This is a genomic window from Anaerosacchariphilus hominis, assembly GCF_014290175.1.
GTDB classification, from domain to species: Bacteria; Bacillota; Clostridia; order Lachnospirales; family Lachnospiraceae; genus Laedolimicola; species Laedolimicola hominis.
Genome location: NZ_JACOOR010000001.1, coordinates 77135 through 93156, shown reverse-complemented (window position 1 = coordinate 93156; position 16022 = coordinate 77135). Strand labels below are relative to the sequence as shown.

At 46.7% G+C, this 16022-nt stretch carries 16 protein-coding genes and 1 pseudogene; 11 read left to right on the top strand and 6 right to left on the bottom strand.

The genetic code is table 11. The annotated features are described in order from the left end of the window. Nucleotides 1–106: 106 nt before the first annotated feature. The 3 genes from H8S44_RS00425 to H8S44_RS00415 all read right to left on the bottom strand — a co-directional run bounded on the left by H8S44_RS00425 (nucleotide 107) and on the right by H8S44_RS00415 (nucleotide 2313). The gene (locus H8S44_RS00425) at nucleotides 107–1138 is read right to left on the bottom strand and encodes a sensor histidine kinase (RefSeq protein WP_006859034.1); all 1032 of its coding nucleotides are present in this window, start codon (nucleotides 1136–1138) and stop codon (nucleotides 107–109) included. Further along, the gene (locus H8S44_RS00420) at nucleotides 1135–1824 is read right to left on the bottom strand and encodes a response regulator transcription factor (protein ID WP_009265522.1); all 690 of its coding nucleotides are present in this window, start codon (nucleotides 1822–1824) and stop codon (nucleotides 1135–1137) included. Before H8S44_RS00420 ends, H8S44_RS00425 begins: the two co-directional genes overlap by 4 nt. A 249-nt stretch (nucleotides 1825–2073) precedes the next feature. Then, nucleotides 2074–2313, bottom strand: coding sequence for a DUF6061 family protein (locus tag H8S44_RS00415; protein WP_006859036.1), 240 nt, complete (start codon nucleotides 2311–2313; stop codon nucleotides 2074–2076). Between the two features lie 332 nt (nucleotides 2314–2645). On the opposite strand from H8S44_RS00415, the gene H8S44_RS00410 reads away from it, so the two are divergent. Continuing rightward, entirely contained in the window at nucleotides 2646–2888 is a 243-nt protein-coding gene (locus H8S44_RS00410; protein ID WP_186872926.1) for an LPXTG cell wall anchor domain-containing protein, read from the top strand. 203 nt (nucleotides 2889–3091) lie between these two features. Here H8S44_RS00410 and H8S44_RS00405 read toward each other — a convergent pair whose 3' ends face one another. Further along, the gene (locus H8S44_RS00405) at nucleotides 3092–3292 is read right to left on the bottom strand and encodes a helix-turn-helix transcriptional regulator (RefSeq protein ID WP_004611564.1); all 201 of its coding nucleotides are present in this window, start codon (nucleotides 3290–3292) and stop codon (nucleotides 3092–3094) included. A gap of 98 nt (nucleotides 3293–3390) precedes the next feature. Beyond that, nucleotides 3391–4125, bottom strand: a complete 735-nt coding sequence (locus H8S44_RS00400) for a helix-turn-helix domain-containing protein (protein WP_186872927.1) — start codon at nucleotides 4123–4125, stop codon at nucleotides 3391–3393. A gap of 235 nt (nucleotides 4126–4360) precedes the next feature. On the opposite strand from H8S44_RS00400, the pseudogene H8S44_RS00395 reads away from it, so the two are divergent. The 6 genes and pseudogenes from H8S44_RS00395 to H8S44_RS00370 form a co-directional block, all read left to right on the top strand. Beyond that, a pseudogene (locus tag H8S44_RS00395) lies at nucleotides 4361–5023 on the top strand (DNA polymerase Y family protein); the annotation flags it as partial. 51 nt (nucleotides 5024–5074) lie between these two features. Continuing rightward, nucleotides 5075–5401, top strand: coding sequence for a helix-turn-helix domain-containing protein (locus tag H8S44_RS00390; protein ID WP_118024789.1), 327 nt, complete (start codon nucleotides 5075–5077; stop codon nucleotides 5399–5401). 11 nt (nucleotides 5402–5412) lie between these two features. Next, nucleotides 5413–5589 carry a hypothetical protein gene (locus H8S44_RS00385; RefSeq protein WP_186872928.1) on the top strand — a complete coding sequence of 59 codons (177 nt, stop codon included), beginning with the start codon at nucleotides 5413–5415 and terminating at the stop codon, nucleotides 5587–5589. Then, nucleotides 5573–5989: a hypothetical protein gene (locus tag H8S44_RS00380; protein ID WP_186872929.1), complete on the top strand. Its 417-nt coding sequence runs from the start codon at nucleotides 5573–5575 to the stop codon at nucleotides 5987–5989. Before H8S44_RS00385 ends, H8S44_RS00380 begins: the two co-directional genes overlap by 17 nt. Before the next feature lie 41 nt (nucleotides 5990–6030). Next, a complete protein-coding gene (locus tag H8S44_RS00375) occupies nucleotides 6031–6276 on the top strand; it encodes a DUF1810 family protein (protein ID WP_186872930.1) in 246 nt (81 codons plus the stop codon). 120 nt (nucleotides 6277–6396) lie between these two features. Further along, nucleotides 6397–7671: a radical SAM protein gene (locus tag H8S44_RS00370; RefSeq protein ID WP_186872931.1), complete on the top strand. Its 1275-nt coding sequence runs from the start codon at nucleotides 6397–6399 to the stop codon at nucleotides 7669–7671. A gap of 359 nt (nucleotides 7672–8030) precedes the next feature. Here H8S44_RS00370 and H8S44_RS00365 read toward each other — a convergent pair whose 3' ends face one another. Then, on the bottom strand, nucleotides 8031–9647 hold the full coding sequence (locus H8S44_RS00365) for a CTP synthase (RefSeq protein ID WP_186872932.1): 1617 nt from the start codon (nucleotides 9645–9647) through the stop codon (nucleotides 8031–8033). A gap of 309 nt (nucleotides 9648–9956) precedes the next feature. Between H8S44_RS00365 and ftsH the strand changes: the two genes are divergently transcribed. The 4 genes from ftsH (at nucleotide 9957) to H8S44_RS00345 (ending at nucleotide 15891) form a co-directional block, all read left to right on the top strand. After that, entirely contained in the window at nucleotides 9957–11888 is a 1932-nt protein-coding gene (gene ftsH / locus H8S44_RS00360) for an ATP-dependent zinc metalloprotease FtsH (RefSeq protein WP_186872933.1), read from the top strand. 127 nt (nucleotides 11889–12015) lie between these two features. Further along, the gene (gene uvrC / locus H8S44_RS00355; RefSeq protein WP_186872934.1) at nucleotides 12016–13875 is read left to right on the top strand and encodes an excinuclease ABC subunit UvrC; all 1860 of its coding nucleotides are present in this window, start codon (nucleotides 12016–12018) and stop codon (nucleotides 13873–13875) included. Between the two features lie 118 nt (nucleotides 13876–13993). After that, nucleotides 13994–14929 carry an HPr(Ser) kinase/phosphatase gene (gene hprK / locus H8S44_RS00350; RefSeq protein ID WP_243167433.1) on the top strand — a complete coding sequence of 312 codons (936 nt, stop codon included), beginning with the start codon at nucleotides 13994–13996 and terminating at the stop codon, nucleotides 14927–14929. Between the two features lie 26 nt (nucleotides 14930–14955). Continuing rightward, on the top strand, nucleotides 14956–15891 hold the full coding sequence (locus H8S44_RS00345) for an ROK family glucokinase (protein ID WP_186872935.1): 936 nt from the start codon (nucleotides 14956–14958) through the stop codon (nucleotides 15889–15891). Nucleotides 15892–16022 lie beyond the last annotated feature (131 nt).

Sequence of the window (16022 nt, the reverse complement as noted above, 5' to 3'; positions counted from 1 at the left end):
TGTAAACCACAAATGTTACACAAATGTCCGAGATAGAAAAAATTTTTATCGAAAATCAGAGTGAAATGTTACAACGCTCGGACATTTCAAAAAAAGTGGTTATATCTTACCTTACAGGAAGCATAATAGAAAATTCTGAGCCTTGCCTCAGCTCTGAAACAACCTTGATATAGCCCCCTTGCCTTGTTACAATCTCACGAGCCAAATACAAACCTATTCCCACACCCTGTTGATCGTGTACTTCTTCCTCACGATAGAAGCGCCGGAAGATGGCAGCCTGATTGCTTTCTGAAATGCCCTTGCCGGTGTCGGTCACTTTGACCTCTACGTACATTTCCCACTGAACCACTGATACAGAAATCTTTCCACCTGACGGAGTGTATTTTACTGCATTGTCCAGCAGATTGAAAAGGGCTTCGCTTGTCCACTTGCTGTCATGGGAGATTATCAAATTTTCCGGGCAATCCACGGATACAGCAATTTCTTTTTTCTCTGCGGCATATACAATACTGCTCATGGCTTGTGCAAGCGTATGGAATAAGCTGCTGTCTTTCTTTTCTAATCGTATTGCTCCGGTTTCCAACCGGGACGTTTTAACCAGTGCTTGGAACAGAAAATCCAGTTTATCAGTCTGACTACGTATGCCTTGTAAAAAGTCCATCCGTTCTTCTTCTGAAACAGGCTTTGTTAAAAGTGTGTCCGTTACCATTTGCAAATTGCTGACAGGCGTTTTAACTTGATGTGAAATATCAGAAATCAGCATTTGAAGCTCCTGTCGTTCCATGTCTACCTTGTGCCGGTTTTTCTGCATAATCTCATACAACCGAATTAAGCGGTGGTTGATACGGGCAAAAAGAGTTTCACTATCATTTGACTTTTGTAATTCCTCGTTTCCATCAATCATGTTGTCCAGCGTCCGGCACAAATTAGAAGTAAAATGAGAAAGGCGTTTTCCAAAAATCAGCACCAATAGCCAAATCCAGAAAAACGCACAGAGTGTCAATGTTCCACCCACTATAAAAATTCGTATATCCTGCATTATACCGCCGAAAATACCGGTAATTACCAGCATAGAGAAAACCATGCCAGCACTAACCAGTCTACAAATTTTCTTAGCAGAAAGGTTATTCAGATTCATTTCTTTTCGCCTCCTGTCCATTGATACCCCATACCATAAACCGTTTTGATATATGTGTCGCCATCCGCTTCAATCTTACTGCGAATACGGCTGATAGAAGTAGTAAGGGTATGTTCATCTACATATTTTTCATCAACATCCCACAGTTTTTCTAAAAATTGTTGGCGAGTAAGTACCTGCTTCGGATTTTTAAGAAATAGGTTCAACATTTTATATTCCATCGCAGAAAGTGCTAATGGTTTCCCGTTCAAACTTGCAAATTGTTCCGAAAAATCCAGAAACAAGCTACCATCCTCGTAAATATCCTTAGCTGGTTTGTGATGCTCCAACATAGCGAACATGGCTTTGATTTTTCGCTGCAAAGCACTAATCGAAAAAGGTTTCGTGATATAATCCACTGCACCAGCTTCATATCCCCGTATCTGATTGCTTTCCTGATCGTTGGCAGTTAGAAATATAACTACTGTATCAGGATGCTCTGGCTTGATAAGACGGCATAGGTCATAACCATTTCCGTCTGGTAAATTTATATCCAGCAATACCAAATCAAAAATGTTTGTTTTTAATGATTCAGCGGCTGTCCTTGCATTCAGAACAGAAGTTATTGTGTAACCGTCCAATTCCAAATTATAAGTAAGCGTTTTATTCAAAAGATTATCATCTTCGACAATTAAAATATGCTTCATATTATCACTTCCTTTTCTTTTTGCAGATAGTATAACAGGCAAATGTCCGAGAATTGTTACAAGGACAAATATATTTTTCATTTTACAGCTTTTTTCTGTGTACTGCAATTTTATAAAAGAAAGGACAGCAGTGTCAAATTGCTGTCCTTTCTTTTATCATAGCTGGTAGTGTATAAGCGTGGGTTCATCATATCGGGTGTGGTATCTTTAACTACAGGAAACTCCCTACAACACTATCTCACTTCTTGCTTAATAAAGTTCTAATGAATCTTCTGTATCCACCCACATCTGTAAATTGCCATCAAGATATAATCTTGCATATTCCAAAGGCTCATCCACAGCCAATGAAGTAAGCGCACATTCTGATCCATATGTGGTTTTTAAATTTTTTTCAGCTTCCCAGCAATCAATGCGAAGCATATATCCAGCACTTGTGTAAACATCAATACTATCGTGGTTTATATTATATTCTGCATAAATTGTTCTCATCGTATCTTATCTCCATTTTCTTTTGATAATCAGTTACAGAGTTAAATATCGAAAACATTTCAATCAGTTCACCATGTCGTTATTGTTATATGTTATATTGTGTTATGAAATTTTCTTTCCCTTAATTTTTCCCATATTAAGGTTCATGAAAAGCAATGGGAAAATGTAACACAAGGGAAAGAGTAAGGGAAAGTTCACTTGCTACAAACTTAGTATTTTCAAGGGTTTGCGAAGAATTTGATAATCAAATATAACAGTTATTAAATTTCCTAAAATATGTGAAATATCAACTGGAATTTATCAGCGCCGGACAGATTGATCCGGAGGGAAATGTGGAACTTGAATTTACCCATGCATCAGATTACACGATTGTTGTTGATGCCAAGATTATGAGTGATAACAGTCAGACAGACAACAAATCTGATGAAACCATTCCTGCGTCTAAGACAGATGACAGCACTTCAAAATATGCATGGAATAATACGATAATCATTATTATAGGTATCTGTATTATACTGATTGTTTTTGGAGCCGTATTCTATGTAAGGAAAAAGAGTGGTTCAGAGGAAGAATAAGTATCTGAAATTAAAATGAAATAATTAAGAAGTAAGAAAAGAGGCAGTGCCATTGATTGGTGCTGTCTTTTTTTATGATATTGGTTCATATTGGACCTCAATTGATCTTGAAGCAGTACCAGTTGAAGAAAGCAAATTGCCAAAGAAGCTTGACTAATTTCAGTTTGCGGAGCTGAGAAGATGAGTTGGACATAATATCCAGCTCAATCTTCTACATGGAAGACATCTTCCACCAGCATATTAAAGTATTTAGAAATCCGCAGCATAAACTCGGCAGATGGGGTGCTGTCCCCACGTTCTATCCTGCCGACAGTTTTGGTGCTGTATCCGATAGCAGCGGCAAGGTCATCCTGGTAAATGCCACGCTGTTCCCGGATTTCTCTGATATTATTGGTAACTGCCATAAAAATCCCTTCTTTCAGTTCTATAGATATTTTCTTATTGTCAATTATGCAAAATAATGTGTCCAATAAAAAAGACTTGCAATTTTATCGGCAATGCTTTATCGGCAATGTCCTGTAATAGCAGAAGCATCAGATTTTCCAAGAACTTTTCCAAATATGTCTAAGCGGTCGTTTTCTCCAACCTTGATAGGTGCATACTTTTCATTAAGCGAGATAAGGAAGATTCCGTCTTTATCGTTTTGCAATTTCTTGATGTAGGCTTCTCCGTTTAGAGCGAAGATGCCGATTTCTCCATTAGCAACAGATTCCTGTTGTAATACCCATGCAATCTGACCATCGTGGAATTCAGGTTCCATACTGTCACCACTAATGCGTACACCGAAAGTAGTATCTTCCGGCAGGATAGATTCATCTATGCGTACAGTCTCTTTCGGTCCGTCTACAAGGAAGTTACCGGTTCCGGCTGATACTGCATTTTCAAATATATCAATGCAGCGGAACGGAATAATTTTAGCCATTTGCTTTTCATACATACCGGATGCATGGAGCAGATTGATGTAGTCCATAGCTTTTTCCCTGCCTTCATCAGTAAGTGATGAAAAAGGATCGGCAGGATTTACTCCAAAATATGCCTCATACATGTTAGTAATATCAAGGATTCTACACACTTTGTAAAATATGGTAACGCTCGGCTCAGCAAGATTTCTCTCCCAGTTGGATATGGCTTTATAGGAAATGGTAATGCCTTCCTTTGCCAGTTCATCAGCGAGATCCTGCTGGAGCAAGCCTTTCTTTTTTCTATATGTTGAAATGATTTCTCCGATTGAGTACATACATACGCCTCTTTTCTTTCATTTTGTTGATTTCTAATGTCTCTTTTCACTCCATAGTATATAGCAACAGTACCAATTATTCAAGCTTAAAATCCAATATAATGAGAAAAAGGACACATGTGTCCGTTGACAGTCTATTATTCTTGGGGTTATACTATGCCCTGTAAGAAACATTACTCATATACTTGGACTAAAGGTTATGGTAATGACAGATTAAATGCAGGAGGTGATGCAGATGGGAGACAGGGTAATACTTCATTCGGATATCAACTGTTGTTATGCTTCGATTGAACATCTGCATCATCCGGAGCTTGCAGGAAAGCCATTGGCAGTAGGCGGAGACCCGGAGGCAAGACATGGGATTGTCTTAACAGCTGACTATATTGCCAAGAAGTACGGTGTGAAAACAGGAATGGCACTCTGGCAGGCAAAGCAGATCTGCCCTGACATAACATTTGTATCACCAAGAATGGATTTATATCTTCGGTTCTCAAGGATGGCTCATGAGATATATGCAGAATATACGGACAGACAGGAACCATATGGGATTGATGAGTGCTGGCTTGATGTGACAGGGAGCAGTTCCCTTAAAGGGGATGGATTGCTTATCGCACAGGAAATCAGCAGGAGAATGAAGTCAGAGCTTGGCATCACAGTGAGTGTTGGTGTTTCTTTTAATAAGATATTTGCAAAGCTTGGTTCAGATTATAAGAAGCCTGATGCAATCACAACTATGTATAAGAGTGAGTTTAAGCAGAAGGCATGGTCACATCCGGTGGCAGATCTTCTATACGTTGGAAAAAGTACGAACAGAAAGCTTGCATTATTTGGTATCAAAACCATAGGTGATCTTGCAAGGGCAGATGAAGATGTGCTTAACAGTCACCTTGGGAAGATGCAGCTGTAGAGATGTTAAGAGAAATGGCAAAGGACGATGGAGGATATAGCGATGAAATATGATGGTTATGTAGTTGGACCGATACTCCGTAAGCTACGTGAAGATAGAGGATATTCCCTGACACAGTTATCAGAAGCAACAGGATTAAGCGTTTCCACATTGATTCAGATGGAACAGGGTGGAAGAAATCTCAGTATGAAAAGTCTTTATGTATTAATGGAACTTTATAAAGTTGATGCAAATACAATTCTTGGGATAAATAAACGGGAGGATTGTAAATCCATCGATACAAGGCTTGGCAAAATGGAAAAAGAGAAGCGAGCGTATTTTACAGCTTCATTTCTCTTTATGCTGGAAAATGCGGAAGCGATAGTTTAGGAGATGAATGTATGGCAAATAAAAACAAAGTAATTCGTAAAACAATAGAATGTATAGAGTATTTATCAGTTGAAGCACCACTTAGGAAAGTAGATTATCTGGAAGATAAATATAATGAAAATAGCGTTCAACATACTTTAAAAGTGGAGAAGTCTGATAGAGAATACGAATATGACAAGGGTTTATAAGATGCCGGTACTCACGGCATTTTATAATTATGGGCATATCCGAATGGAAGTTTCAAATGAAGAGCTTTTGATAAGCTGGAAGGAATTCTTTTCAAAGGGTACAAATTGGAAGGATATTGATCCCGGTATGAATTACGAAGAGTATTGTCAGATTTCCGATCAGGAGCATTTAAAGAAAATCTGGAGTATGCCGATATACTATCTGTTAAAGTCAGGAAAGGGATTTTTGCTTAAGAAAGACAGCGAAACCCTGATGCTGCGGGAAGAAATGCGGGAGGTAATAAAAAATCCTGCTTTTGCGGAACAGATGGGAGACGTGATAGAATATAGGATGACGGATTATTATTGGCGGAGATATAGAGAAAAGTGTGATATAGATAAGCCTAAAATCATGGTATAAGTGAAAATTAGGCATTACGAAGAAGGGAGAAGAAACCAACTATGTCAAATAAAACCTTTGATTTAACCAGATTTTCCGAAGCACACGCAAATAATTATCAGAAGGCTCTTGCGGAAGTAAGGGCCGGATACAAACGGACGCACTGGATGTGGTATATTTTCCCACAGATAGCAGGACTGGGAATGAATCCTACTTCCCGATTTTACGCGATCGCGAACCTGGAAGAAGCGAAAGCCTATTTAAAGGATCTGGTTCTCGGAGCGCATACGCTGCAAGTATGCTGGTAAGTGGAGTGCGTATTGATTTCTTGATCTCATAAAAAATCTGTTATCATATTCTGCTTTAGGACTTGATTATTACGTAACGTTATAGTTTATGATAGATTCACTGCGAGGGAGGTGCCAGCTATGATGACTGTAAAAGAATTGGCCAATTTAACGGAAACAAGTGTTCGCACATTGCAATACTATGATAAAATCGGTCTCCTACCCCCTGCGGCATACACAGACGCAGGATATCGGTTATATAATGAGCGAAGTCTGGAGCACTTGCATCAGATTCTATTGTATCGGGAACTGGAATTTCCCTTAAGTAAAATCAAAGCAATCATGGCATCCGAGGATTTTGACAGATATCAGGTGGAGGTAAATACATTATGTCAGTCAGGTATTCAAGCAAAATATACTCCTAGGATTGATCTTCATGATCCTGTTGAACTAAAGGAAGCAATTCCGCTTCGGACACCATATGTTATTTATATCGATCCTTGCGACACATGTAATTTCCGGTGCAAATTCTGTCCTTCTGGAAATCTGGATTTGATGAAAAAGACACCGGGTCGTGGTCATGGACCCATGGATATGACCCTTTATAAAGAAATCATTGATTCGCTTTCCGAGTTTGAGGACCCCATCAGGGTAATCCGACTCTATAAAGAGGGGGAGCCGTTACTGAACCCCCACTTTGCAGAAATGGTGCGTTATGCCAAGGCATCACCGAAGGTATTGCGCGTAGACACTACTACCAATGGCGCTTTGCTGACACCAGAGCGGAGTCTGGAAATCATCAATGCTGGACTTGATCGTATCAATATCTCAGTAGAGGGTATGAATGCCCAGCAGTATAAAGAGTTCTCCGGCATAAATTTGGATTACGAGAAATATGTGGAAAACATTTCCTTTTTCTACGCCCATCGTAATCAATGTGAAGTAAACATTAAAATCTGTGGCGACAATTTAACTCAGGAGCAAGAAGAACAATTCTATAATACCTTTGGCAACATTGCAGACGGTATTTCCGTGGAACATACTATTGAATACTGGCCCAAATACCAGGAAATGGGGGTCGATGTGGATGAATCAGTAACCTTATTGGGTGGAAAATCCCGAGAAGTGATGGTCTGTCCCTATGTGTTCTATGAGATGTGCATTAATTCCAACGGTACCTATAGCTTGTGCCGGTTCGATTGGAACCATGCAATGATTATGGGTAAAGAATTTGCTGGAAAAGTAACTCCCAGGCGGGTATGGGATAGCATTACACTTTGGACATTTCAATCTGAATTTCTGAATAAGGAACGTAAATTGATGACCATGCTCAGTTGTCCGAAATGCGGGATACTCAAGCAGGGTGTTCCCGAGGATATAGACAAATATGTGGATGAAATTTTAGATAAAATGTGACTTAAATGCTATAAGCGTAGAAACACAGATATTCAAGCATTTGCTTTAGAGTGCCTAACAAAACCTGACAAATATAGGGTTATGAGAAATTATTAGATGAACAGTTTGCTGAGCATGCATTAGGAAGAGAAGAAGCTGCTATTAGTGATATGCTTAACGAATTAAACAAGGATATCAGTAAAATTCATGTAACTGCAAATAAAAGTAACTTGCCCTTTGAGAGAGGAGAAATCCTTTTCTCAAAGGGCTTTTTTATATATACGGATATTCGCAAACCACAAGATAAAGCAAAAACTTCATATACTCTAAGTACAAGGAGATTGAGGTTTGGCTATGAATAACAGCTCACCGGATGCCCGCTATTTATTATGCGCTCCCTGATACTCCAGCGCCGCAGCCACAAACCCACGGAACAGCGGATGCGGCCGGTTCGGTCTGGACTTCAGCTCCGGATGCGCCTGGGTAGCCAGGAAGAACGGATGATCTTTCAGTTCAATCATTTCCACGATACGGCCATCCGGGGAGATACCGGACAGGGTCATACCGGACTGGCGAAGCACCTCACGGTAATCATTGTTGACCTCATACCGATGCCGGTGACGCTCATGAATGGTTTCCTCGCCATACAGTTCATACGCTTTCGTATCTTTATCCAGGATACAGGGATAGGAGCCCAGCCGAAGAGTACCGCCGATATCCTCCACGCCGTCCTGATCCGGCATCAGATGAATCATCGGATGGGTCGTATTCGGATCCAGCTCCACACTGTGAGCGTCCTCATATCCGATCACATGGCGGGCAAACTCTACGATGGCCATTTGCATACCCAGACACAGGCCCAGGAACGGGATATTATTTTCGCGGGCATACCGAATCGCACTGATCTTGCCCTCGATACCGCGGTCGCCGAAGCCGCCCGGTACCAGGATGCCGTCCACATCGGACAGATATTCCGCTGCATTGGTGTCATTGACCAGCTCAGAATCTACCCATTTCAGCTCAACCACCGAGTGGCTGGCGATACCGCCGTGCTTCAGAGCCTCCACGACACTGATGTAAGCGTCATGAAGCTGAATGTATTTTCCGACGATAGCAATGTGTACTTTGGAAGTGGGATGACGAAGGGCCTCCACCATAGAGGTCCAGTCGGTCAGATCCGGCTCCGGACAGGGTAGGTGCAGACATTCGCAGGCTACCTGGGCCAGATGCTCCTTCTCCATAGCCAGGGGAGCCTCATAAAGGTACTCCACATCCAGATTCTGGAGTACGTGGGAGCTGGGCACATTACAGAACAGCGCAATCTTGTCCTTCAGATGGTTGTCCAGAGGATGTTCGCTCCGGCACACCAGAATATCCGGCCAGATACCCATGCCCTGCAGATCCTTGACGGAAGCCTGTGTCGGCTTGGTCTTCAGTTCACCGGAAGCCTTAATATAAGGAATCAGGGTCACATGAATCAGAATGGCGTTCTCATGTCCCACATCGTGCTGGAACTGACGAATGGCCTCCAGGAACGGCTGACTCTCGATGTCGCCCACGGTGCCGCCCACCTCGATGATGGCAATATGTGTTTCATGCTCATTGAAATTGCGGTAAAAACGACTTTTGATTTCGTTGGTAATATGGGGGATAACCTGCACGGTGCCTCCGCCGTAATCGCCGCGGCGCTCCTTGTGCAGAACAGACCAGTAGATTTTACCGGTGGTGACATTGGAATTTTTCGTTAGAGATTCATCGATAAAGCGCTCATAGTGCCCCAGATCCAGGTCTGTTTCGGCGCCGTCGTCGGTTACAAAAACCTCGCCGTGCTGGACGGGATTCATGGTACCGGGGTCGATATTAATGTAGGGGTCAAACTTCTGCATGGTCACCTTGTAGCCCCGGGCCTTCAGAAGACGGCCGAGAGATGCTGCCGTGATACCCTTACCGAGACCGGATACCACTCCGCCGGTGACGAAGACGTATTTAACAGGCATGTGCGTTACCTCCTTATAAAGAATGATATTTAATAGTGGGATAATAGGTAATAAAGAAAGAATCCTGTTACATAAAAATAACTGAATTATTATACTACTGTGAATTGAAAAAATCCAGATAAACAGCGCCAAAAATATTAGGGAAAATCAGCGGAAATAGCAGAAAAATCCCGGCAGACCAAAGAGCCAGTTTACAGAAATTTCAGAGTTTTCGTATTGCTTTCTCCTTTTCCTCACATTATAATAGAAGTGTTATGATTACGGAGCTTGTCCCATGGTTTCAGGTCATAGCGTACAAGGAGGAGAAATATGGAAGAACATAACAACCATTCCAACCGCCCCTCCGGAGGCGGAGATAACAATAAGAACCCGAAGAACCGTCAGAGTATCCTGATGTTTCTGATTATCGCTATGGTGGCGATCCTGTTCTGGAATTACGTGGGAAATATGGGAAACAGCAGTAGCACCATTACCTACAACGAATTCATCCAGATGCTGGACGACGGCAAGGTGGAGAAGGTGGAGATCAGCTCCAGCAGCCTGAAGATCACAGCCAAGGATAAAGACGCTCTGGGCAGACAGCAGACCTATACCACTGGAATTGTGCCGGATTATGAGCTCCAGCAGCGTCTGGAAAAGGCAGGAATCGAGTATTCCGCGCCCATCGAGGACATGAAGGCTCTGATTCTGTCCGCCGTGGTGAATATCATCCTTCCCATCGTGCTGCTCTGGGCAGCCTTCGGCTTTATTATGCGCCGGATGGGCGGAGGCGGCGGTGGTATGATGGGTATGAACGTGGGCAAGAGCAAGGCTAAGGTTTATATCGAAAAAGATACCGGCGTCACCTTTAAGGACGTGGCAGGCGAAGAGGAAGCCAAGGAATCCCTTCAGGAGGTGGTAGACTTCCTGCACAATCCGGGCAAATACGCCAAGATCGGAGCGAAGCTCCCCAAGGGAGCCCTGCTGGTGGGCCCCCCGGGTACCGGAAAGACCCTGCTTGCCAAGGCAGTGGCGGGAGAGGCCCATGTGCCCTTCTTTTCACTGTCCGGTTCCGACTTTGTAGAGATGTTTGTGGGCGTGGGAGCTTCCCGTGTCCGGGATTTGTTCCAGGAAGCGAAGAAGCATTCCCCCTGTATCATTTTCATCGATGAGATCGACGCCATCGGTAAGAGCCGCGACGGCCGACTGGGCGGCGGCAATGACGAGCGCGAGCAGACCCTGAACCAGCTGCTGGCAGAGATGGACGGCTTCGACAGCCACACCGCCTGCCTGGTACTGGGAGCCACGAACCGTCCCGAGGTCCTGGATCCGGCGCTTCTGCGTCCCGGCCGTTTCGACCGCCGTATCATCGTGGACAGACCTGACCTGAAGGGCCGTGTGGATATCCTGAAGGTTCATTCCAAGAATGTAAAGATGGACGAGACCGTAGATCTGGACGCCATCGCCCTGGCCACCAGCGGAGCCGTAGGTTCCGATCTGGCCAATATGATCAACGAGGCAGCCATCCTGGCAGTCAAGAACGGCCGCCAGGCCGTATCCCAGAAAGATCTCTTCGAGTCCGTGGAAGTCGTTCTGGTAGGTAAGGAAAAGAAAGACCGCATCATGAGTAAGGAAGAGCGCCGCATCGTGTCCTATCACGAGGTAGGCCACGCTCTGGTCAGCGCCCTCCAAAAAGACGCCGAGCCCGTCCAGAAAATCACCATCGTACCGAGAACCATGGGTGCCCTGGGCTACGTGATGCAGGTTCCGGAAGAAGAAAAGTACCTGAACACCAAAAAAGAGATCGATGCCATGCTGGTAGGCCTCCTGGCCGGCCGTGCCGCCGAAGAGATCGTTTTCGACACCGTCACCACCGGAGCAGCCAACGACATCGAAAAGGCCACCCGCCTGGCCCGCGCCATGGTCACCCAGTACGGCATGTCCGAGAAGTTTGGTCTCATGGGCCTGGAGGTCCAGGAAAACGAATACCTGAACGGCCGCACTGTCATGAACTGCGGCGACGCTACCGCAGCCGAAGTAGACACTGAAGTCATGAAGATCCTGAAAAAGTCGTACGAGGAAGCCAAGCGTCTCCTCAGCGAGAACCGTGAGGTCATGGACAAGATCGCAGACTTCCTGATTCAGAAAGAGACTATCACCGGCAAAGAGTTCATGAAGATCTTCCGCGAAGCCAAAGGCCTTCCTGACCCTGACGAGGCCGGCGCTCCGACCGAGGCACCGATCGACGAAACACATCAATAAAGCAACACTTTTCAAAGACAGGCCTGTGTTGCAGAATCACCTTCCTAAGCGGACACCTGGTTGGGGCGGGCGTGGAAGGTGATTCTGCGGCGCAGGCCGTCCCTTTCAAAAAGGAGCCCCACCTTTCATGCAATTCAACATCGAAGAAGAACTGAAAAAACTCCCATCCAAACCCGGCGTCTACCTTATGCACGACGAAACCGACGCCATCATCTATGTCGGAAAAGCCATCTCCCTGAAAAACCGCGTCCGCCAGTACTTCCAGTCCAGCCGCAACAAAGGCCCCAAAATCGAGCAGATGGTCACCCACATCGCCCGCTTCGAATACATCATCACCGATTCTGAGCTGGAAGCTCTGGTTCTGGAGTGTAATCTGATCAAAGAGCATCGCCCCAAATACAACACCATGCTCATGGACGACAAAACCTACCCCTACATCAAGGTAACCACCAACGAAGCCTATCCCCGCGTCCTCTTTTCCCGCACCCTGAAAAAAGACAAAGCCCGCTACTACGGCCCCTACACCAGCGCCGGAGCCGTCAAGGATACCATCGAGCTCATCCATAAGCTCTACAAAATTCGCACCTGTCACAGAGTCTTGCCCCGTGACATCGGCAAAGACCGCCCCTGCCTGAACTACCACATCCACCAGTGCGACGCCCCCTGCCAGGGCTACATTTCCCAGGAGGAATATGGGAAAAACATCGCCAAAGTCCTGGATTTCCTGAACGGTAATTACGCTCCGCTGCTAAAAGAGCTGGAAGAGAAAATGAAGGCAGCCTCCGACGCCATGGAATTCGAAAAAGCTATTGAGTACCGGGAACTCTTGAACAGCGTCCGGCAGATCGCCCAGAAACAGAAGATCACCAACAGCGATATGGAAGATAAAGATATCATCGCCATGTCTGCCGACGGCTGGGACGCGGTCGTCCAGGTATTTTTCATCCGGGACGGCCGTCTCATAGGCAGAGACCATTTTTATCTGAAAACTTACGAGGGCGAACCCAAAAGCGCGATTCTGGGCAGCTTCATCAAGCAGTTCTATGCAGGAACCCCTTACATTCCCCGGGAACTGATGCTGGAGTGCGAGATAGAGGATCAGGAACTGATCGAGCAGTGGCTCACCGCCCGCAAGGGCCATCGGGTCTATCTGCGGGTGCCGAAGATTGGAGAAAAGGAAAAGCTGGTGGAACTGGCCAAGAAGAACGCAAGCCTGGTTCTGAGCCAGGATCGGGAGCGTATTAAGCGGGAGGAGGGCCGCACCATCGGAGCCATGAAGGAGATCTCCGATATCCTGGGGATTCCGGGCATCCGACGCATTGAGGCCTTTGATATCTCCAATACCAACGGCTTTGAATCCGTAGGCTCCATGATCGTCTACGACCATGGAAAGCCCAAGCGCAGCGATTACCGAAAGTTCAAAATTCGTACGGTCAAGGGGCCCGACGACTATGCAAGCATGCGTGAGGTGCTGACCCGCCGCTTTTCCCACGGCCTGGAGGAGGGCCGGGAGCTGAAGGAGAAAGACATGCCCGAGGAAATGGGCAGCTTCACCAAGTTCCCGGATTTGCTGATGATGGACGGAGGCCGGGGCCAGGTCAATATCGCTTTGCAGGTGCTGGAGGAACTGGGGCTTGACATCCCGGTCTGCGGCATGGTAAAAGACGATAACCACCGCACCCGCGGCCTCTATTATAATAATATGGAACTGCCCATTGATCGGAACTCAGAGGGCTTCCGGCTGATCACCCGGATTCAGGACGAGGCTCATCGTTTTGCCATCGAGTACCATCGTTCGCTTCGCAGCAAGGAACAGGTACATTCGGTACTGGACGATATCGAAGGCATCGGACCGGCCAGAAGAAAGGCCCTGATGCGTCATTTCCAGTCCCTGGAGGCTATCCGGGAGGCGGACGTGGAGGCTCTGGCAGCCGTGGCAGCCATGAACCGGAGCGCAGCGGAACAGGTATGGAAATTTTTCCACTGAGAGACCGTATTTTTTGCCCGGATGCCTTGTAAGGGCGCGGAGCGGTATGATAAAATAGAAAGAAAACGGTTTATGAAATCCATTCATAAAATCATAAAACAGGAAGCGAGGATACGATATGGGAAGTACACAGACCGTAGATATGGCGTTGATGGTGGAGAAGCTGAATCTGAAGAACCTGACGCCGGATATCGATCTGACGGGAATGAAGCTGGCGTCGCCGGAGATTAACCGACCGGCTCTGCAGCTGGCCGGCTATTTTGCCCATTTTGCAACAGAGCGTGTGCAGATCGTGGGATATGTGGAGTATACCTACCTGCAGAGCCGCAGCGATGAGGAGAAACTGCCCATTTATGAGAAGTTCTTTTCCAGCAATGTTCCCTGCGTGGTGTATACCTCCCGTACGGAGCCGGAGCCTGCGGCCCTGGAGATGGCGAATAAATACAAGGTGCCGGTGTTCTACTCCGAGAAAAAGACTTCGAACTTCATGGCGGCCATCATCGGCTGGCTGAATGTGCAGCTGGCACCCCGGATCTCCATCCACGGCGTGCTGGTAGACGTATACGGCGAGGGCGTGCTGATCATGGGCGAGAGCGGTATCGGAAAGAGTGAGGCAGCCCTGGAGCTGATCAAAAGAGGCCATCGACTGGTCACCGATGACGTGGTGGAGATTCACAAAGTCAGCGACGAGACCCTGGTGGGCCGTTCCCCGGAGATCACCAAGCATTTCATCGAGCTGCGCGGTATCGGTATCGTGGATGTAAAGACCCTGTTCGGTGTGGAGTGTGTCAAGGAGACCCAGCAGATCGACATGGTCATCAAGCTGGAGGACTGGGATAAGGACAAAGAATACGATCGCCTGGGCCTGACCGAGGAGTACACGGAGTTTCTGGGTAATAAAGTGGTCTGCCATTCCCTGCCCATCCGTCCGGGCCGGAATCTGGCCATCATTGTGGAGACCGCAGCAGTCAATAACAGACAGAAGAAGATGGGTTACAATGCGGCCCAGGAGCTGTACCGCCGCGTACAGGAGAGCATGGCGCGCAGAAAATAAGAGAAGGGTAAAAGGGGATTACAGTGATGAAGAAGTATTGTTTTGGGGCAGATATCGGTGGAACCACCGTGAAGCTGGGACTTTTTGACGCAGACGGCATCGTTCTGGACAAGTGGGAGATTCCTACCCATACGGAAAATGAAGGATCCGCTGTTTTGCCGGATATCGCGAAGGCGATTCTGGATAAGATCGAAGAAAAAAAGCTGAACCGGGAGGAGATCGCAGGCGTGGGCGTGGACGTGCCGGGACCGGTGGCCGCGGACGGCAGCGTTCCCCACACAGCGAACCTGGGCTGGGGTTATAAGGCTGTAACAAAAGAGCTTTCCGAGCTTACCGGACTTCCCTGTAAAGCAGGAAACGACGCCAATGTGGCAGCCTTGGGTGAGATGTGGCTGGGCGGCGGTAAGGGCCACCGGGATGTGCTGATGATTACCCTGGGGACCGGCGTGGGCGGCGGTATCGTCATTGACGGTCAGATCCTGACCGGAGCCCACGGAGCAGGCGGCGAGATCGGCCATATCCATGTGAAGGATGGCGAGACAGAGCACTGCGGCTGCGGCAATCAGGGCTGCCTGGAGCAGTATGCTTCAGCTACCGGCATCGCCCGTCTGGAGCGGGAGTGGCTTAAGAAAAGCGACGAACCCTCCGTATTGCGTGACCGTGAAATCAGCGCCAAGTCCGTCTTTGACGCAGTAAAAGAGGACGACGCCCTGGCGAAAAAGATCGCGGAGGAGTTCGGCACCTATCTTGGAAAGGCGGTGGCTTCCATGACAGCGATTCTCGATCCGGAGATCATCGTCATAGGGGGAGGCGTGTCCAAGGCAGGCCCCATTCTGCTGAAGTATGTGCGGAAGGCTTATGAGCCGGTGGCTTTCAAGTCCACCCGGGAGACGGCCTTCGCTCTGGCGGAGCTGGGCAACGACGCGGGCATTTATGGCTGCGCGAAGCTGATTCTGGGCTAGAAGCCGGACGGGCAGGATACATAGGCTTTGTGCAAAGTACAGAAAATATAGCAAAAATTATTGACATTTTTCGACAACAGAAAGTATTGACTTTTGCGGATTCCCGTAGTAGAATCATCTCAACAAAAGAT